Source organism: Bradyrhizobium sp. R2.2-H, from assembly GCF_004346455.1.
GTDB lineage: Bacteria > Pseudomonadota > Alphaproteobacteria > Rhizobiales > Xanthobacteraceae > Bradyrhizobium > Bradyrhizobium diversitatis.
Genome location: NZ_SMBR01000004.1, coordinates 358,774 through 375,031, shown reverse-complemented (window position 1 = coordinate 375,031; position 16,258 = coordinate 358,774). Strand labels below are relative to the sequence as shown.

Genomic DNA, 16,258 nt, shown 5'->3' with positions numbered 1-16,258 from the left:
GTGCGGCGCGGCTCGCCGGCACCAGTGTCCGCCAGCGTCGCGGTGCTGGTTGACGGATGGTTAACGGGGATGAGCTAGAACCCGGAGCTTCTCCGGCCCCACCACCTGCCCATGGATTGCAGCTTGGATCGCAGCGCCGCCGACATCACCGACGTCGAGACCTGGTCGTTCGGCCACGTCCTGCGCGATGGGCTCGCGAGGCTGAATGCCGCGCACGCGGCGCGCTGCCTCGTCGCCGTCGCGGCGCTGCTGCTGGTGCTGGTCACGCTCGATCCGTTCCCGGACCTGCGCAATCCCGACCTCGTCACCGTCGTCGGCGGACGCATGGCATTGACCTACATCTCCTTCGGTCTCCTGGCTGCGGTCGCGGTCCTGCTCGTCGCCGCCACCGACGCTCCGTCGCTGAGGACCCTGGTGACGCCGTTGCACCTCTGCCTCGTCGGCTGGCTGCTGATCAACATCGCCTTCTCCGAGAACCGCGGCGTTTCGCTCCAGCGGTTCGTGCTCGCGGCCAGCGTGACCACGCTCGCCGTCTTGCTGCCGCTGTTGCCGCCGACGCAGCGCAGCTTCAATTTTTGCCTCGGTATCGCCGCGCTCGTGCTGCTCGCGCTCTGCTATCTCGGCGTCTTCCTCGCGCCGCAATACTCGATCCACACGGCCCTCGACATCACCGAGCCGCAACTTGCCGGCGACTGGCGCGGCAGCTTTGCCCACAAGAACATCGCTTCGCCGGTGATGACGATCCTGGTCTATGTCGGCATCTACCTGTCCGCGGTAGGCTCGTTCGTGATGGGGCCGGCGGTCGCAGCGCTGGCCGGCATCTTCCTGATCTTCACCGGCGGCAAGACGTCCTCGGTGCTGTGCCTTGCGATCTACGCGCTCGCCTCGCTGGTCTATGTCACCCCAAGCCTGTGGCTGAAGCGGATCATCTGTTTCGCGCCGCTGATCCTGATGAACCTGTTGACGGTCGGCAGCGTCCTCAGCCCGGCGCTCGGGGCGATGACCCGGCTGCTTCCGCTCGATCCCACCTTCACCGGCCGTTCGGCGATCTGGGAGTTCGCACTCGCGGCCGTCGCGGAGAAGCCGATCATCGGCCACGGCTATGCGGCGTTCTGGGACGACGTGACGGCGCGGCAGACCGCGCAAGGCGCCGAATGGGCGACGACTGCAGCGCACAGCCACAACAGCTATCTCGACCTCGCGGTCACCATCGGTCTGCCGGGGCTGATGCTCGTGATCCTCGCCTTCGTGGTCGCACCGCTCGGCAATTTCCAGACGGCCCAGGCCCACAGCCGCAGCGGTGCACTGGCCAAGCTGTTCCTGACCGTGTGGTTGTTCGGCCTGTACTACGGAGCCACCGAGACCTTCCTGCTCGAACGGCAGAATCCGATCTGGTTCATGTTCGCTCTTGCCGTGGCCGGCCTGCACTTCCTGGCAAGGTTCCAATGCGTCGAGCAGATCGAGCCGAAACGCTGACAGCTTGTCGCAGCCAAACCGCCGGTGACACCGGCTTAACGATAAGCGGCGAGGTTGCTTGTGGTCTGCAGCAAAACATAATCTACCGGGAAACATTCAGTAGTCGTATGTCCAGCGGAATGACGTTTCTCAGCGTCGAGCAACTAGACGGCCAGGTGTCCAGCACGTCGGGAATCGCAATCGATTTCGCGCGTGACTGGCGGCACGTGGCCTCGCGCCTGAGTACCGGGCACCGCACCGCGTTCCAGCATGTTGACTGGCTCGACGCCTGGTACGGGGCGTTTGGCGACGTCTCCCCGCTGATCGCCGTGATCTTCGATGTCGCCACTGGCAAGGACATCGCGATCGTGCCGATGATCAGCCATATCAGGCGTGGCATCCGCATCGTCGAATTCGCAGACCTCGGGGTCTCCGACAACAATGCCCCGATCCTGGCGCTCGATGCTGCGTTGGATGCAGAGGCGACGGATGCGATCAACGAGGCGCTGATCGACGCTTTGCGCGCGTTGCCCGATCGTTTCGATCTGCTCCGCCTGAGGAAGATGCCGGCGCAGGTCGGAGGCAGGCCCAATCCGCTGGTGTCGCTCGGGCGGCTCGGATCCTCCTCGCTCAATGGCAATCTCGTGCTGATGGGCGACGACTATCGCGACTACCAGGCCGCGATCAAGCGCCTGCAGATGCCGCGCTGCTGGCGCGTCTTCAGCCGCCATGCCGGCGCGCGCTTCGAGATCGCTGCGGACGTCGGGCGCGCGCATGAAAGGCTGGATGTGATGGATGCGCAGCAACAGGCGCGCATGCAAAAGCTCGGCTCGCCCTTCGTCCTCAACGACGAGACCCATGCGCGGTTCTATCGCGAGGTCGTTCGCCAGGGCGTCGCGGAAGGCTACGCCATAGTCTCGGCGCTGGTATGCGACGAAGGCGTCGTCGCCACCGCGCTCGGCGTCAAGCATGGCGCGACCTATGTCCTGCTGCGCATCAGTCACGCCGGCGATTCATGGTCGAGCTGCTCGCCGGGTCTGCTCGTCACTGAGCGCACCATGGCCGCGCTGCACGCGCAAGGCATTCGCCGCTTCGATCTCAGCATCGGTAATCAGGATTACAAGCGGCGCTTCGGCGCCGAGAAGGTGCCGCTGACCGATGTCAGCGTGGCGCTGTCCTGGCGCGGTTTGCCCTATGCATGGCGCGACCACGCCGCGCAGGGCCTGCGCCGCTATCCGAAACTCGCCTCCCTCGCGGCGCGAGCGATGGGCAAGGGAATTCGATAAAGAGTGCTGCAGGGTGCAGCGTTCGCGTCGTTCGAACAGCCTTACGATCCCGCGCAACTGGCGCAGCGAAGCCGGCCGCGCGAGGCGCGGAATAGGCTGCGACAATACCAGCGGCGCGCAAGCACCTGCGCGGGCTTGCGGATCATCTGCGCGATCAACAAGAGTTCGAAGGCCATTCGTATCGTTCTTTGTCGAGTATTCCGGTCATAGATGGGGCGGCATCCTCGAATGAGAATGCCGCCCGAGTCGCATCTGCCATGCAGTCGGTCGTAAGTTGAACTGCGAGGCTCAGCCGTGCAGCTTCTTGGCGGTCTCCGCGATCTGGCGGCCCTGATAGCGAGCGCCGGCGAACTCGTTGGCACTGGGCTGGCGGCTGCCGTCGCCGCCGGTGATGGTGGTGGCACCGTAGGGCGCCCCGCCGGTGACCTCGTCGAGCTTCATCTGGCCGGCGAAGCCGTAGTTCATGCCGACCACCACCATGCCGAAATGCAGCAAATTGGTGATGATCGAGAATAGCGTGGTCTCCTGGCCGCCGTGCTGGGTCGCGGTGGAGGTGAAGGCGCCGCCGACCTTGCCGTGCAGCGCGCCCTTGGCCCAGAGGCCGCCGGCCTGGTCGAGGAAGTTCGCCATCTGCGAGGCCATCCGGCCGAAGCGGGTGCCGGTGCCGACGATGATCGCGTCGTAGTTGGCGAGATCCTCGATTCTAGCGACCGGCGCGGCCTGGTCGAGCTTGTAGTACGAGGCCTTCGCGACTTCGGTCGGCACCAGCTCCGGCACGCGCTTGATGTCGACGGTGGCGCCGGCTTCGCGCGCGCCTTCGGCGACGGCATTGGCCATGGCTTCGATATGGCCATAGGCGGAGTAGTAGAGGACGAGAACTTTGGTCATGGTGGTCTCCGTTGTGTGATGAGGTGAGTTGTTCTGTTCGGTGTCGTTGCCGGGCTTGACCCGGCAACCCATCGCTCTTCGAAAGCTTCATGCGAAGGCGATGGATGCCCGGCTCAAGGCCGGGCATGACGAGTTGGTGCGTGGATGCGCTCTACGCCGCGTCGACGAGCACGAGCTCGGAGTCTTCGAGCGCCGTGATCTTCAGCTTGGCCTCGTCGCGGATTGCGGCGCCGTCGCGGGCATTGACGCGGACGCCGTTGATCTCGACGGAACCCGCCGCGGGCACGAGGTAGAGATGCCGCGACTGCTGCGGTTCGTACTCGGCGCTCTCGCCGGCCTTCAGCGTGGTGGCGAGCACCCGCGCATCGGCGCGGATCGGCAGTGCGTCCGCATCGTCCCCGAAGCCGCTCGCAATGGTGACGAGCTTGCCGGAGCGGTCCGCCTTCGGGAATGGTTTCGAGCCCCAGGTCGGCTGGCCGCCTCGCGCGGTCGGCTCGATCCAGATCTGGAAGATCCGCGTCCTGGTCGGCTCGAGGTTGTATTCGGAGTGACGGATGCCGCTGCCGGCGCTCATCACCTGCACGTCGCCCGCTTCCGTCCGGCCCTCGTTGCCGAGGCTGTCCTGATGGGTGATTGCGCCTTCGCGCACATAAGTGATGATTTCCATGTTGGCGTGGGGATGGGCGGGAAAGCCCGTGTTCGGTGCGATCTCGTCGTCATTCCACACCCGCAGGGCGCCGTGGCCCATGTTGTTCGGGTCATAGTGGCTTGCGAAGGAGAAATGATGCTTGGCCTTGAGCCAGCCATGGTCGGCGCCACCGAGCTTTGCGAAAGGTCTGAGTTCGATCATCTGTGCAATTCCTTGACGTGAACGGGCCGCGGTTCCGATCGGCGCCGAACCCGCCGTCGGCATTGGTCCTGAATTTCTGATGACCCTTGGATAAGCCCGTCCATGTGGTGTAGAAATAGAAACTGTTGAAACTCATTGTTTCCTTAACCGTCCTCTCAAGGCCGCCCGCATGGCAAAACTCCCCGATTTCGAAGCGCTCGCGATTTTCGCGAAAGTCGTGGAATTACGGTCGTTTGCGGGGGCTGCGAGCGAGCTGGCGATGTCCAAGGCGACGGTCTCCAAGGCAGTGACCCGGCTGGAGGAGCGGCTCGGCGCGCGGTTGTTCAACCGCACCTCGCGCCGGCTCGCGCTGACTGATGCCGGGCACAAGCTGGCGGAGCGCGCGACGCGCCTGCTCGTCGATGGCGAGGCGGCGGAGAACGAGGCGCTGGCGCAATCGGTCGCGCCGCGCGGGCTGGTGCGGCTCGCCGTCCCCATGACGTTCGGCATCAAGGCCGTGGCGCCGCTGCTGCCCGAGTTCTTCGAGGCCTATCCGGAAGTCTCGGTCGATCTGCACTTGAGCGATGCGACCATCGATCTGATCGGCGAGGGTTTCGACATGGCGGTGCGGATCGCGCGGCTGCCGGACTCTTCGCTGATCGCGCGGCGGCTCTTCACCATGCCGCGCTACACGGTCGCCGCGCCGTCATACCTGAAACGCCACGGCCGGCCGACGCATCCGATGCATCTCGCCCAGCACAAGTGCTTCAGCTACGCCTATCTCTCGACGCCGAACGTCTGGCACTACACCAATTCCGCCGGCGAGCAGGCCAGCGTGCGCCCTGGAGGACAGCTTCGCGTCAACAACGGCGAAGCCGTGATGCCGGCACTGATCGCCGGCCTCGGCATCGCCGAGCTGCCCGAGTTCATCGTCGGCGAAGCCATTTCCTCCGGCGAGGTCGAAGTCATCCTGAAGGACTGGACGCAGGCCGAAGGTGCCGTGCACCTGGTGACGCCGCCCGGCGGCCCGCGTCCCGCGCGCGTCGAGGCGCTCGGCGATTTCCTGGCGGCCAAGCTGCCGGGCACCTGCAAGCGGCGGACGCGCGGAAAGGCGAAGGCGTCGTAGAACGAGCACCTTCAACGACCTCGGCAATGACGGTGCTGAACTACGATATCTCCACGCCGTCGATCGCGACGATGCGCAAGCTCGGCTTCAGCGCTTCTTCCAGCTGCGACTTCAATTCGTGAACGCGAGGGTCGTTCGAACGCTTCGCGCACACCGCATATTGATGGACGGATTGCGCCAGCGCCCGCCGCGCTTCCGGTGTTCGCGTCAGCTCGGGCTTTGAAAGCCGCAAGACGATCGCGGCGAGATTCACCAGCATCTCGTCCAGCGCGAGGTCGATGGTCCCAGGATTACGCATCACACTCCCTCCCGGGAGGGCAACAACGGGCGTTGGGACGCGTTCCGGGCTCGAGGAAACATGGCTAACGTTTCGTGAATATCTTGTATCAGGACGCGTTCGCCTTCTCCGCAGTTGCGGGCGACAGCGCGCGTCTGATCACGGCCGCGCAAATCGGCAAGGTGGAATAGGTTCCCGCAGACCTTTCACATCTTTTTGTTGGTCCAGAACCGGCTCTCGCCTCATTGATTGAAGAGATTTGTCGGATTCGAGAAGGACCGAGACATGCGAGCAGAGCGGATTGTGCTGGCTGTGGCGCTTGCGGTTGGCGGCATCGTTGCGCAGGGCGCAGCCTTCGCTGAGGAATACCGCGGCACGATGGAACAGCAGATGGCGTGTACGCCCGATGTATGGCGTCTGTGCAGCGACCAGATTCCCGATGTGAATCGGATCACGGCTTGCTTGCAGCAGAACACGCCGCAGCTCTCGAGCGGCTGCCGCGCGGTGTTCCAGTCCAACAACCAGATGCCGCAACAACAACAGGCGGTGCCGCGCAATCGCGCCGCTCCGCCACCGCGTTACAACGCGGCGCCGCCACCTCCGCCCGCACAGCCGCAGCCCTACGATGAGGATGACTAGAGCATGATCCGGAAAAGTGTGAAGCGGTTTTCCGAGAAGATCATGCTCAAACAAAGACCGAAAGCGCGATGACGATCGTCCTCATCTCATCGCGAACTAGGGACGGTGCTCACACACATCGACCCACTCGGCGGCGACCAACTTGGCCAGCCGATCAGGCGTGATCCGCACCGCGCTGTGGGTCGAGCCTGCGGCCGGAACCACGACGTCGAACGCCTTCAGCGAGACATCGCAATAGATCGGCAGCGGCGATTTCAGGCCGAAGGGGCAGACGCCGCCAACCTCATGCCCGGTGATGTCGGCGACTTCCTCCAGACCCAGCATCTTCGGCTTGCCGCCGAACTGCGCCTTCACCTTCTTGTTGTCCATGCGTGAGGTGCCGGCGGCGACGATCAGGATCACGCGCTCGCCGATCCGCAACGACAGCGTCTTGGCGATCCGTCCCGGCTCGACGCCATAGGCTTCGGCCGCCAGCGCCACGGTCGCGGAGCTGATTGGGGATTCGATGACGGAGATGTCGGGGGCTTTCTCGGCGAAGAAGGCGCGAACGGATTCCAGGCTCATTCCGGGCAGCTCATTCCAATCTCACAGGCGGGCGGCGACCTTAAGCGATTTTCGGTAGCTCGGAGAGCGAGCGGACGCGGTGGTCCGGCGCAAAGCCAAGCTCGTCCATCTGGGTACGTATCGCCCTAAACATGGTGAGCGGTGCCACGAGTTCGTTCTCGACGCAAGCCAGCGCCATGGCTTCGGGCGTGACGCGTTCGATCCAGGCAACGTTCAATCCGAAGGATTTCGCACCGGCGGCGTCCCAGGGATTGGAAGAGACGAACAGAACCTCATCAGGCGCGGTGCCGAGCACCTCGCCGATCAGCTCATAAGCCTGCGGGCTCGGCTTGAAGATCTTCTTCGCGTCGACGCTGATGGTGGCATCGAGCAGGGCATCGAGGCCTGAATTGCGCACGAGTGCATTCAGCATGTCCGGGCTGCCGTTGGAGAGTATGGCGAGCTTGCGCGGCTTCAGCGCCGTGAGCGCTGCCGTCGCGTCCGGATAGAGATCGAGCTGCAGGTATTTCTCGATCACACGCTCGAATGCGTCGTTCTCGTAAGCGAGGCCCAGCATTCGGAGCGTATAGGCGAGCGAGTCGCGGGTGACGGCGGCAAAATCCTGGTAGCGCCGCATCAGCGAGCGCAGCCAGGTGTATTCGAGCTGCTTGATGCGCCAGACCTGCGTGATGATCTCGCCATAGCCCGGAAACGCATCCTCGGTGATGTCGGCGACCGATTGGATGTCGTAGAGCGTCCCGTAGGCGTCGAAGACGACGGCTTTGATGCTCAATTGATCGTTCTCCGGGATCGTTGCGCGCGCAGGGGACTATACCCGGCGCTGCGACACCGATCCAAGGTCCAGCCGATCAGTTTACCGTGCCTTGGTGTTCCAGCCCTCCCGCTCGGCGAAGACCCGGCTGACCTCCGCCATATGCTCCGTACCCCAGGAGCAGAGCGGCACGAGGGCCTGGGCCAGGCCGCGGCCCAACGGCGTGAGGCTATAGTCCACACGCGGGGGCACCTCCTTGTAGTCGGTCCGCTTCACCAGGCCGTCGGCCTCCAGCTCCTTGAGCTGCTGGATCAGCACCTTGTCGCTGACGTCGCGCACGGCTCGCCGGAGTTCGCCGTAGCGGGTCGGGCCGTCCTGCGCGAGGAAGTACAGGATCAGCGGTTTCCATTTGCCCGAGATGACCCGCAAGGTCGCATCCAGGCCGCAAGTGAAGCCGGGCAGATTCGGCGTGCAACGCTGGGCGTCTGCTTGAGCCTGCGCCGGTGGGGAGAGGAGGTCTGAACGATCTGATGACATTTTTTGGGTACTTACCAAAAGGTGCATACTTGTCGATAGGTGGGTAGGCCGCCAGCTCAGTGCAACCCTAGTGAAGGAGCACATCATGAGCAGACTACAAGGCAAGACGGCGGTGGTGACAGGCGGCGGAACCGGCATTGGGCTGGGAGCCGCCAAACGGTTCGTCGAGGAGGGCGCGTTCGTCTACATCTTCGGGCGGCGGCAGGAGCCGCTCGACGCCGCCCTCGCGCAATTGGGGCCCTCGGCGCGCGCAGTCAGGGGTTCGGTGACGGATTTGTCCGACCTCGACCGGCTATACGCGACAGTCAAAGCCGAACGCGGCGGACTCGACATCCTGTTCGCCAATGCCGGGACCGGACTGTTTGCGCCGCTCGGCGAGATCACGCCCGAGCACTACGATCACATCTTCGACGTCAATGTGAAGGGGCTGGTGTTCACGGTGCAGAAGGCCCTGCCGCTGATGCGAAAGGGATCATCGATCATCCTGACCGGTTCGAGCACGGGCGTGATGGGCACGCCGCAATTCAGCATCTACAGCGCGACCAAGGCGGCGATCCGCAACCTTGCGCGCAGCTGGGCGCTCGACCTGCGCGGCACGGGCATCCGCGTCAATGTACTGTCGCCGGGGCCGACCAAGACGGAGCTGGCGCTCGAGATCGTGGGCGAGGAGGCATTTGACGCGCTCGGCAGCTCGACTCCCATCGGGCGCGTAGGCGACCCGAGCGAGACCGGGGCCGTGGCCGCGTTCCTGGCGTCCTCGGACAGCAGCTTCATGACCGGCGGCGAGGTCTTCGTCGATGGAGGCCTAGCGCAGATCTGAAGCCTCGGGCGTGAGGACTTCGGTCCGCGGGAGCGAAGTCCTCAATGCGCCGCGGCGATGATGACACTCCTGGAGCGCAATGTAATTGGGTTCGGCCGGTCGTTCGGGTTCACCTCTCCCCGGCGGGGAGAGGTCGGATTGCGCAGCGATCCGGGTGAAGGGCCGCGGCGATCGGTGAGACCTGATGCCCTCACCCGGATCGCTTCGATGCGATCGGACCGGGAGAGGTGATCCCAAACTCACACCGCCTAGATCCCCAGCAGCTTGCGCGCGTTGGCCTTCAAGACCTTCGGCCGGATCTCGTCGCGGATGTCGATCTTGGCGAAGTCGGACAGCCAGCGGTCCGGCGTGATCACCGGCCAGTCCGAGCCGAACAGCATCTTGTCCTGCAGGATCGAGTTGATGTAGCGCACCAGGATCGGCGGGAAATATTTCGGCGACCAGCCCGATAGATCGATGTAAACGTTCGGCTTGTGGGTCGCGACCGACAGCGCCTCTTCCTGCCAGGGGAAGGAGGGGTGCGCGAGGATGATCTTGAGGTCGGGGAAATCGGCCGCGACGTCGTCCATGTACATCGGGTTGGAATATTTCAGCCGCATCCCCATGCCGCCGGGCATGCCCGAGCCGACGCCGGTCTGGCCGGTGTGGAACAGCGCGATCGCGCCGCCATTGTTGATCTCTTCATAGAGCGGATAGGCCATGCGGTCGTTGGCGTAAAAGCCCTGCATGGTCGGGTGGAATTTGAAGCCGCGGACGCCGTATTCCTCGATCAGCTTGCGCGCCTCGCGGGCCCCGAGCTTGCCCTTGTGCGGGTCGATCGAGACGAAGGGGATGAGGACGTCGAGATGCTCGGAGGCGACCTCCAGCATCTCGTAATTGTTGTAGCGGCGGAAGCCGGTCTCGCGTTCGGCATCGACAGGGAAGATCACCGCGGCGATGTTCTTGGAGCGGTAGTAGGCCGCGGTCTCCGGCACGGTCGGCGGGTGCTTGTTCGGCGACTTGAAGTACTCGGCCATCTGCGCCTGGAAATCGTCATAGCCATCGTCGGGATGGCAGCCGCAGGGCTCCTCGGCATGGGTGTGGATGTCGATGGCGACGACCTTGTCGATATCAGGCAGCTTCAGCTTGGGCATGGGTGTCCTCCCGACGTGTTGCCAAATTGATTATATCATATAACGAATTTGGCAAGGCATTGCGGCAGGTTATCGGTCGGGTAGATCGGGCCGATCCGGCCGCTTTGACTGTGCATGGGGTTGTTTTCGCGAATTTGCCGGCCCGGACCGGGGCCGTGAACATTGACATCACCTCCCGCCATGCCTTAAGAACCGCTCCGTCCCGGGCGGTCGGTCCGCCAGCGGGAAAAATCTCATTTTGCCACATTCGCGCGTGCCGAAACGGTAGTGCCGAACACGGCCTTTCGAACGTTCAGGATTCTGCCATGAAGGTCCGTAACTCGCTGAAATCGCTGCGCGGTCGCCATCGCGCCAACCGCCTGGTCCGCCGCAAGGGCCGGGTTTATGTGATCAACAAGGTGCAGCGCCGCTTCAAGGCGCGGCAGGGCTGATCTCGCCCGGCCGGACGCCTTCGCGCGCCCCGCAAGACCACGGCTCACACGAGTTTGACGCCGCCTTTGCTTTGCAAGGGCGGCTTTGCGCGTTTAGACTTTCACCATGGCAGTGAGATTCCCTCATCCGCGTACCCTGTGTCTGGCCCTTGTGCTTGCAGCCGTCGGCTTGGCTCCGGCCCTGGCGCAGCAGATCGAGCCGCCCGGCAAGCAGAAGAAGCTGCCCGAAGCGCCGGCCAAGCTGCCCAAGGTCGAACGCGGCAAGAATCTCGATTTCCTGTTCGGCGCGCTGAAGGCCGCTCCCGATGAGGCCAGCGCCAAGCATGTCGAGGCCAGGATCTGGGCGATCTGGCTCCAGACGCCGAGCGACACCGCGGCGCTTCTGATGTCACGCGCCAAGACCGCGGTCGATGCGAAGAAGATCGATGTCGCGATCAAGCTCTTGGATTCGGTCATCAAGCTCAGGCCCGATTACATCGAGGCCTGGAATCGGCGTGCGACGCTCTATTACATGCAGAACGACTATGGCCGCGCTCTCGCCGATGTCCAGCAAGTGCTGATCCGGGAGCCCCGCCATTTCGGCGCGCTCGCCGGCCTCGGCATGATCATGCAGGAGATCGGCGACGAGAAGCGTGCGCTGGATGCCTACCGCAAGGCGCTCGCCGTCAATCCGCACCTCGAAAAGATTCCCGATCAGGTCAAGGCGCTGACCGAGAAGGTCGAAGGTCGCGACATCTAGGGCACGATCCGTAGAGGGAGTGCAGCGGCTTTCCGAAGAGATCGCGCTCAAGAAGTAGGGACAAGTTGATCAACTGCCGAGTGGTTGCGGCGTGTCCGGATTAACCACGATCCGAAGCGGGCCGTCGCGAGGGCTATTGCCGGACCTGCTGCAGGCCTACCTGCAGGGCAGGGAGCACAGCCATGAAGCGTTTGGGAGTAGCAGCCATATTGCTGCTCGCGTCGGGAGCGGTGAGCTTCGCCGACGGATTGTTCTGGGTGGTCGGCAACCGCGCCACCGGAAAATGCAATATCGTGACCAGCAATCCCGTGATCATCGGCGATATCTGGTTCGGCGACGGTCCCTACAAATCCAGGGCCGATGCCAAGCTTGCCCGTTCGACGATCCGCGTCTGTCCCCCGGTCGCGCCCGAGGAGGAGAAAGAGGAAGACGGTACGGACTAGCCAGCGCTCAATGCAGGACGCTGCTGCCGCGTTCGACGAGGCCGCGGGCGGCGGCTGCGGCGTAAGCCTTTGCGAGCTCGGTCTCGAGATGCTCGTTGATCAGGAGCAGAGCCCGCACGGCACCGCGCAAGTCACCATTGCAGCTCGCGACAATTTCGTCGATTGCAGTGTCGTTCGATCTGAAGCTCATTGAAAATTCTCCGGTCAAACCAGGACAAATCCTGCCGGTCTTTCCCGCATCGCCCGAGGCTGCGAGGAGGATCGGCACCTACCCGCGCCTAGATGGCGGAACCGACCATGGCGATTATATGGAAGCGGCGATGACGGCTGCATGAAGCTGGTCCGGGGCTTGCGTGCTCTCCTAAATATCGTTGATTTTACTGTATTTTCTCGTTCCGCAATTATGCACATATCCACAGCCCCGGGATTTTCAGTGGAAGCGCGGAAAGCCGGCGGCGAAACTGCCGTGCGATCAGACCCGTAGCTGCCCTGTGCCCAGGACCACCCGGATTTTCTCCATGATCGTGATGTCAGTCGTGACGGCGCTGGTCCTGCTGGCACTGGTCACGCAGGCGGGAATCGTCGCCGTGCAACGCGCCTTTCCGCCTCAGGGCCGGATGGTCGAGGTCGACGGCGCGAGGCTTCACGTCGTCGATATCGGTCCCCGCGATTCGGGCCTTCCGATCGTGATGCTGCACGGCGCGAGCTCCAACCTCGAAGCGATGCGACGGCCGCTCGGCGACATCCTCGCCGGGGACCGCCGCGTGATTCTGATCGATCGACCCGGCCATGGTTGGAGCACGCGCGGGCGGCGACAGGATTCGACGCCGCAAATCCAGGCGCGGATGATCGATGAGGCGCTTCACAAGCTCGGGATCGATCGCGCGGTCTTCGTGGTGCATTCCTGGAGCGGCGCCCTCGGCGCGCGGATCGCGATCGATTATCCGCAGCGCGTTGCCGGTCTCGTCATGCTCGCGCCCGTCACTCATCCCTGGCGCGGCGGTGTCGGCCGCTACAACGAGATCATCGCAACGCCCGTGATCGGCCCGCTGCTCGCCTACACGATCACGCTGCCGCTGGGCTATGTCCTCGCTGAATCCGGCGCACGCAACGTCTTCCTGCCGCAAACCATGCCGGATGGCTTCGTCAAGGACTCCGCGACGCCGCTATTGCTGCGTCCGCGCGAGTTCATCGCCAATGCCTATGATCTGGTGACTCTGAAAGAGTCGGTCGCCGCGCAAGTCGCGCGCTATGGCGAGATAAAGGCGCCGGTCACCATCGTCGCCGGTGAGCCCGACAAGACGGTGAAAACCAGCATCCACGCGCGCCCGTTCGCCGCAGCGGTGCCCAATGCAAAGCTGATCGTGCTGCCCGACCTCGGCCACATGGTGCAGAACGCCGTGCCGGATCTCGTGAAGGCGGAGATCGAGACGATGTTCGGCAGGATCGTCCCGGCGCAGGCGGCCGCCGATTAAGGCGCTCTCGAGCGAAGTGGATACAGTTCGCGTGAAGAAAACGCGTCAGCTCTGGCGGCCGCCTCTTGCGCGCCTACTGCTTGATCTTCCCGTCCTTGTCGTATTGGGCGAGGAAGGCCCAGAGATTGTTGATCTCGGTCTCGTTCTTGATGCCGGCGAACGCCATCTTGGTGCCGGGAATCTTGGCCTTGGGGTCCTTGATATATTCCTTGAACGTGGCCTCATCCCAGGTGATGCCGGAATTCTTGTTCGCGTCCGAGTAATTGTAGTCCGGCGCGGTTCCCGACTTGCGGCCGTTGAGGCCGTTGAGCTCGGGGCCGACCTTGTTCTTGGCGCCTTCGCCGATCGCGTGGCAGGCCAGGCATTTGTTGAACGACGTCTTGCCGGCCGCGACATCCTGCGCCATCGCGGCAGGTGCGGTGGCAATCACGGTGAGGATCGTCAGTGCGCCAAAAGTCAGTTTTGTCATCGGGTGCTCTTCGTCTCTTCCCTGGTGGGTCTGGTCAGTCTCTTGCCTGATCGACAATCGCCGGCCCGCCGCTTTTGGCAGGCCTGTTCGGCTTGGACAAGCCATCAAACCATGACAGGTTTCACGATTTCCTACTTGTCCCAGAGCGAACTCGCGGAACATCATCGATCCGACTTTCGGATGGCCTACCCAAACAGGCGCGGACGTGATTGATTTGCCGCGACAAATTTGATCGTGGGCTTTGAGCCGGAAGGATATGTCATGACCATCATGATGCCTGCGAGCGACCAGGCGGTGCTCGCGCGCCGCGCGGAGATCATTGCTGCGTTGCGCGCAATCGTGCCCGGTGAGGGCGTGATCGACAGCGCAGCCGAGATGCGGGCGTATGAATCCGACGGGCTGACCGCCTACCGCCAGCCGCCGATGGTCGTGGTTCTGCCCGATACGACCGAACAGGTCTCGCTCGTCCTGAAATATTGTGCTGCGCAAGGCATCAAGGTGGTGCCGCGCGGCTCCGGCACGTCGCTGTCCGGCGGCGCGCTGCCGCTCGAAGACGGCGTGCTGCTGGGGCTCGGCAAGTTCAAGCGCATTCGCGAGATCGATTTCGACAACCGCGTCGTCGTCACCGAGCCCGGCGTCACCAACCTTGCGATCAGCCAGGCGGTCGCGCATGCCGGCTTCTATTATGCGCCCGATCCGTCCTCGCAGATCGCCTGCTCGATCGGCGGCAATGTCGCCGAGAATTCCGGCGGCGTTCATTGCCTGAAATACGGCATGACCACCAACAACGTGCTCGGTTGCGAGATCGTGCTGATGAGCGGCGAGATATTGCGCATCGGCGGCAAGTCTGCGGAGAACGCGGGCTACGATCTGATGGGCGTCATCACCGGCTCGGAAGGCCTGCTCGGTGTCATCACCGAGATCACGGTGCGCATCCTGCAGAAGCCGGAGACGGCACGCGCGCTGATGGTCGGCTTTGCAGAGGTCGAGGCGGCCGGCGAATGCGTGGCGCGCATCATCGGAGCCGGCATCATTCCGGGCGGCATGGAGATGATGGACAAGCCGGCGATCCACGCCGCCGAGGCCTTCGTCCATGCCGGCTATCCGCTCGACGTCGAGGCGCTCCTCATCATCGAGCTCGACGGTCCCAAGATCGAGGTCGACGAGCTGATCACGCGCGTCGAGACCATCGCCAATGCCTGCGGCTCGACCACGTGCCAGATCTCGACCTCGGAGGCCGAGCGCAATTTGTTCTGGGCCGGCCGCAAGGCCGCGTTTCCGGCGGTGGGGCGCATCTCGCCGGACTATCTCTGCATGGACGGCACCATCCCGCGCGGCGCGTTGCCGAAGGCGCTTGCCCGCATCCGCGAGCTCTCGGAAAAATACCAGCTCGGCTGCGCCAACGTGTTCCACGCCGGCGACGGCAACCTGCATCCGCTGATCCTCTACGATGCCAACAAGCCCGGCGAGATCGAGCGCGCCGAAGCCTTCGGCGCCGACATCCTGCGCGCCTGCGTCGAGTTCGGCGGCGTGCTCACCGGCGAGCACGGCGTCGGCATCGAGAAGCGCGACCTCATGCCCGAGATGTTCTCCGAGATCGACCTCAACCAGCAGCAGCGGCTGAAATGCGCCTTCGATGCGCAGGGCCTGCTCAATCCCGGAAAGGTGTTTCCGACCCTGCACCGCTGCGCCGAGCTCGGCCGCATGCATGTCCATGCGGGCAAGCTGGCGTTTCCGGACATTCCGCGGTTCTAGATTCGAAGCTATCTCCCGGAGAGGAAAAGCGTCGGTCGGCGTAACGCTCTTGCAGCGGGAGTGATGTGCATTGCTGTGCCCTCGCCCCTTGTGGGAGAGGGCAGCTCCGCTGGTCAACGCGAACTCGCGCGGGTGAGGGGTATCTCTCCGCGAGTTCAATCGTCACTTGAATTCGCGGGGAGATACCCCTCATCCGGCGCTTCGCGCCACCTTCTCCCACAAGGGGAGAAGGAAGAGCGAGCTTAGACAGCGCAGCCTTCACATCAGCGCATACTGCGCCCGCTCGCGTCTCGCCAGGAGCGGCAGCGCCTGTCCCGCGATGTAGGTCTTGAAATGCGCGCTCTCCTGGTGGGCCTTGAAGGCGGCTTCGTCGCGGAACAGCTCATAGAAGAGGAACTGCGCCGGATTGTCCTTGGCGCGGCTGATCAGGAACAGCTTTACGCCTGGCTCGCCCTGCGCCTGCGGGAGGAAGCCGCGCAGGATCTCGGCAACCCGGTCGGCCTCTTCGGCCTTGGCTTCCCATTGCGCCACGACGAGAAGTCCGCCGCTGACGGCCTGATGGACGGCTTGTTGGTTCATTGCCTGTTCGTTCATGATGGAGCTCCTTTGCGACGAGGTCTCCCATCGGTAGCAAAGCTCCG

The 16,258-nt window shown here is 63.8% G+C and carries 20 protein-coding genes; 10 read left to right on the top strand and 10 right to left on the bottom strand.

The genetic code is table 11. The features are described from left to right. Positions 1-123 precede the first annotated feature (123 nt). Complete coding sequence (locus EDE08_RS12780) at positions 124-1,476, top strand: O-antigen ligase family protein (protein ID WP_131869111.1); 1,353 nt, start codon at positions 124-126, stop codon at positions 1,474-1,476. A gap of 119 nt (positions 1,477-1,595) precedes the next feature. After that, entirely contained in the window at positions 1,596-2,741 is a 1,146-nt protein-coding gene (locus EDE08_RS38405; protein ID WP_165935894.1) for a GNAT family N-acetyltransferase, read from the top strand. Between the two features lie 288 nt (positions 2,742-3,029). Here the strand turns inward: EDE08_RS38405 and wrbA are convergent, their stop codons facing one another. Both wrbA and EDE08_RS12765 read right to left on the bottom strand, forming a co-directional pair. After that, positions 3,030-3,629 carry an NAD(P)H:quinone oxidoreductase gene (gene wrbA, locus EDE08_RS12770; protein WP_131869112.1) on the bottom strand — a complete coding sequence of 200 codons (600 nt, stop codon included), beginning with the start codon at positions 3,627-3,629 and terminating at the stop codon, positions 3,030-3,032. A 151-nt stretch (positions 3,630-3,780) separates the two neighbouring features. Next, positions 3,781-4,479, bottom strand: a complete 699-nt coding sequence (locus EDE08_RS12765; RefSeq protein ID WP_061879078.1) for a pirin family protein — start codon at positions 4,477-4,479, stop codon at positions 3,781-3,783. A gap of 169 nt (positions 4,480-4,648) precedes the next feature. Between EDE08_RS12765 and EDE08_RS12760 the strand changes: the two genes are divergently transcribed. After that, entirely contained in the window at positions 4,649-5,584 is a 936-nt protein-coding gene (locus tag EDE08_RS12760; protein WP_028180459.1) for a LysR family transcriptional regulator, read from the top strand. Positions 5,585-5,624: 40 nt separating this feature from the next. Here EDE08_RS12760 and EDE08_RS12755 read toward each other — a convergent pair whose 3' ends face one another. Beyond that, positions 5,625-5,882, bottom strand: coding sequence for a hypothetical protein (locus EDE08_RS12755; protein ID WP_165935893.1), 258 nt, complete (start codon positions 5,880-5,882; stop codon positions 5,625-5,627). Between the two features lie 264 nt (positions 5,883-6,146). On the opposite strand from EDE08_RS12755, the gene EDE08_RS12750 reads away from it, so the two are divergent. Next, a complete protein-coding gene (locus EDE08_RS12750) occupies positions 6,147-6,500 on the top strand; it encodes a hypothetical protein (RefSeq protein ID WP_131869114.1) in 354 nt (117 codons plus the stop codon). 96 nt (positions 6,501-6,596) lie between these two features. Here the strand turns inward: EDE08_RS12750 and EDE08_RS12745 are convergent, their stop codons facing one another. From EDE08_RS12745 to EDE08_RS12735, 3 genes are all read right to left on the bottom strand, one after another. Beyond that, positions 6,597-7,064 (bottom strand): YbaK/EbsC family protein, encoded by a 468-nt coding sequence (locus EDE08_RS12745; RefSeq protein WP_131869115.1) that lies wholly within the window; start codon positions 7,062-7,064, stop codon positions 6,597-6,599. Positions 7,065-7,104: 40 nt separating this feature from the next. Next, a complete protein-coding gene (locus EDE08_RS12740; protein ID WP_131869116.1) occupies positions 7,105-7,836 on the bottom strand; it encodes a haloacid dehalogenase type II in 732 nt (243 codons plus the stop codon). An 81-nt stretch (positions 7,837-7,917) separates the two neighbouring features. Beyond that, positions 7,918-8,277, bottom strand: a complete 360-nt coding sequence (locus tag EDE08_RS12735) for a winged helix-turn-helix transcriptional regulator (RefSeq protein WP_131869419.1) — start codon at positions 8,275-8,277, stop codon at positions 7,918-7,920. 160 nt (positions 8,278-8,437) lie between these two features. Here EDE08_RS12735 and EDE08_RS12730 point away from each other — a divergent pair, with 160 nt between their 5' ends. Then, positions 8,438-9,172 carry an SDR family NAD(P)-dependent oxidoreductase gene (locus EDE08_RS12730; protein ID WP_131869117.1) on the top strand — a complete coding sequence of 245 codons (735 nt, stop codon included), beginning with the start codon at positions 8,438-8,440 and terminating at the stop codon, positions 9,170-9,172. A 248-nt stretch (positions 9,173-9,420) separates the two neighbouring features. On the opposite strand, the gene EDE08_RS12725 is transcribed toward EDE08_RS12730, so the two are convergent. Beyond that, the gene (locus tag EDE08_RS12725; RefSeq protein WP_131869118.1) at positions 9,421-10,305 is read right to left on the bottom strand and encodes an amidohydrolase family protein; all 885 of its coding nucleotides are present in this window, start codon (positions 10,303-10,305) and stop codon (positions 9,421-9,423) included. 305 nt (positions 10,306-10,610) lie between these two features. Here EDE08_RS12725 and ykgO point away from each other — a divergent pair, with 305 nt between their 5' ends. The 3 genes from ykgO to EDE08_RS12710 all read left to right on the top strand — a co-directional run bounded on the left by ykgO (position 10,611) and on the right by EDE08_RS12710 (position 11,918). After that, positions 10,611-10,736, top strand: coding sequence for a type B 50S ribosomal protein L36 (gene ykgO, locus EDE08_RS12720; protein ID WP_006611362.1), 126 nt, complete (start codon positions 10,611-10,613; stop codon positions 10,734-10,736). A gap of 106 nt (positions 10,737-10,842) precedes the next feature. Then, a complete protein-coding gene (locus EDE08_RS12715; RefSeq protein ID WP_131869119.1) occupies positions 10,843-11,475 on the top strand; it encodes a tetratricopeptide repeat protein in 633 nt (210 codons plus the stop codon). A 182-nt stretch (positions 11,476-11,657) separates the two neighbouring features. Beyond that, positions 11,658-11,918, top strand: coding sequence for a hypothetical protein (locus EDE08_RS12710; protein WP_131869120.1), 261 nt, complete (start codon positions 11,658-11,660; stop codon positions 11,916-11,918). Between the two features lie 7 nt (positions 11,919-11,925). Here EDE08_RS12710 and EDE08_RS12705 read toward each other — a convergent pair whose 3' ends face one another. Continuing rightward, complete coding sequence (locus tag EDE08_RS12705; RefSeq protein WP_061879013.1) at positions 11,926-12,108, bottom strand: hypothetical protein; 183 nt, start codon at positions 12,106-12,108, stop codon at positions 11,926-11,928. Positions 12,109-12,436: 328 nt separating this feature from the next. Between EDE08_RS12705 and EDE08_RS12700 the strand changes: the two genes are divergently transcribed. Continuing rightward, positions 12,437-13,393 carry an alpha/beta fold hydrolase gene (locus EDE08_RS12700; protein WP_165935892.1) on the top strand — a complete coding sequence of 319 codons (957 nt, stop codon included), beginning with the start codon at positions 12,437-12,439 and terminating at the stop codon, positions 13,391-13,393. 73 nt (positions 13,394-13,466) lie between these two features. Here the strand turns inward: EDE08_RS12700 and cycA are convergent, their stop codons facing one another. Continuing rightward, positions 13,467-13,862, bottom strand: a complete 396-nt coding sequence (gene cycA / locus EDE08_RS12695) for a cytochrome c-550 CycA (protein ID WP_028182288.1) — start codon at positions 13,860-13,862, stop codon at positions 13,467-13,469. A 261-nt stretch (positions 13,863-14,123) separates the two neighbouring features. Between cycA and EDE08_RS12690 the strand changes: the two genes are divergently transcribed. After that, on the top strand, positions 14,124-15,617 hold the full coding sequence (locus tag EDE08_RS12690) for an FAD-linked oxidase C-terminal domain-containing protein (RefSeq protein ID WP_035673981.1): 1,494 nt from the start codon (positions 14,124-14,126) through the stop codon (positions 15,615-15,617). A 258-nt stretch (positions 15,618-15,875) separates the two neighbouring features. Here EDE08_RS12690 and EDE08_RS12680 read toward each other — a convergent pair whose 3' ends face one another. After that, on the bottom strand, positions 15,876-16,211 hold the full coding sequence (locus EDE08_RS12680; RefSeq protein ID WP_131869123.1) for a putative quinol monooxygenase: 336 nt from the start codon (positions 16,209-16,211) through the stop codon (positions 15,876-15,878). Between the last annotated feature and the right edge of the window lie 47 nt (positions 16,212-16,258).

Excerpts from the sequence above, each read along its gene's own strand:
- EDE08_RS38405 (WP_165935894.1), top strand. The coding sequence starts at position 1,596 with ATGACGTTTCTCAGCGTCGAGCAACTAGACGGCCAGGTGTCCAGCACG.
- wrbA (WP_131869112.1), bottom strand. The coding sequence starts at position 3,629 with ATGACCAAAGTTCTCGTCCTCTACTACTCCGCCTATGGCCATATCGAA.
- EDE08_RS12765 (WP_061879078.1), bottom strand. The coding sequence starts at position 4,479 with ATGATCGAACTCAGACCTTTCGCAAAGCTCGGTGGCGCCGACCATGGC.
- EDE08_RS12760 (WP_028180459.1), top strand. The coding sequence starts at position 4,649 with ATGGCAAAACTCCCCGATTTCGAAGCGCTCGCGATTTTCGCGAAAGTC.
- EDE08_RS12755 (WP_165935893.1), bottom strand. The coding sequence starts at position 5,882 with ATGCGTAATCCTGGGACCATCGACCTCGCGCTGGACGAGATGCTGGTG.
- EDE08_RS12750 (WP_131869114.1), top strand. The coding sequence starts at position 6,147 with ATGCGAGCAGAGCGGATTGTGCTGGCTGTGGCGCTTGCGGTTGGCGGC.
- EDE08_RS12745 (WP_131869115.1), bottom strand. The coding sequence starts at position 7,064 with ATGAGCCTGGAATCCGTTCGCGCCTTCTTCGCCGAGAAAGCCCCCGAC.
- EDE08_RS12730 (WP_131869117.1), top strand. The coding sequence starts at position 8,438 with ATGAGCAGACTACAAGGCAAGACGGCGGTGGTGACAGGCGGCGGAACC.
- EDE08_RS12725 (WP_131869118.1), bottom strand. The coding sequence starts at position 10,305 with ATGCCCAAGCTGAAGCTGCCTGATATCGACAAGGTCGTCGCCATCGAC.
- ykgO (WP_006611362.1), top strand. The coding sequence starts at position 10,611 with ATGAAGGTCCGTAACTCGCTGAAATCGCTGCGCGGTCGCCATCGCGCC.
- EDE08_RS12715 (WP_131869119.1), top strand. The coding sequence starts at position 10,843 with ATGGCAGTGAGATTCCCTCATCCGCGTACCCTGTGTCTGGCCCTTGTG.
- EDE08_RS12710 (WP_131869120.1), top strand. The coding sequence starts at position 11,658 with ATGAAGCGTTTGGGAGTAGCAGCCATATTGCTGCTCGCGTCGGGAGCG.
- EDE08_RS12705 (WP_061879013.1), bottom strand. The coding sequence starts at position 12,108 with ATGAGCTTCAGATCGAACGACACTGCAATCGACGAAATTGTCGCGAGC.
- EDE08_RS12700 (WP_165935892.1), top strand. The coding sequence starts at position 12,437 with ATGATCGTGATGTCAGTCGTGACGGCGCTGGTCCTGCTGGCACTGGTC.
- cycA (WP_028182288.1), bottom strand. The coding sequence starts at position 13,862 with ATGACAAAACTGACTTTTGGCGCACTGACGATCCTCACCGTGATTGCC.
- EDE08_RS12690 (WP_035673981.1), top strand. The coding sequence starts at position 14,124 with ATGACCATCATGATGCCTGCGAGCGACCAGGCGGTGCTCGCGCGCCGC.
- EDE08_RS12680 (WP_131869123.1), bottom strand. The coding sequence starts at position 16,211 with ATGAACGAACAGGCAATGAACCAACAAGCCGTCCATCAGGCCGTCAGC.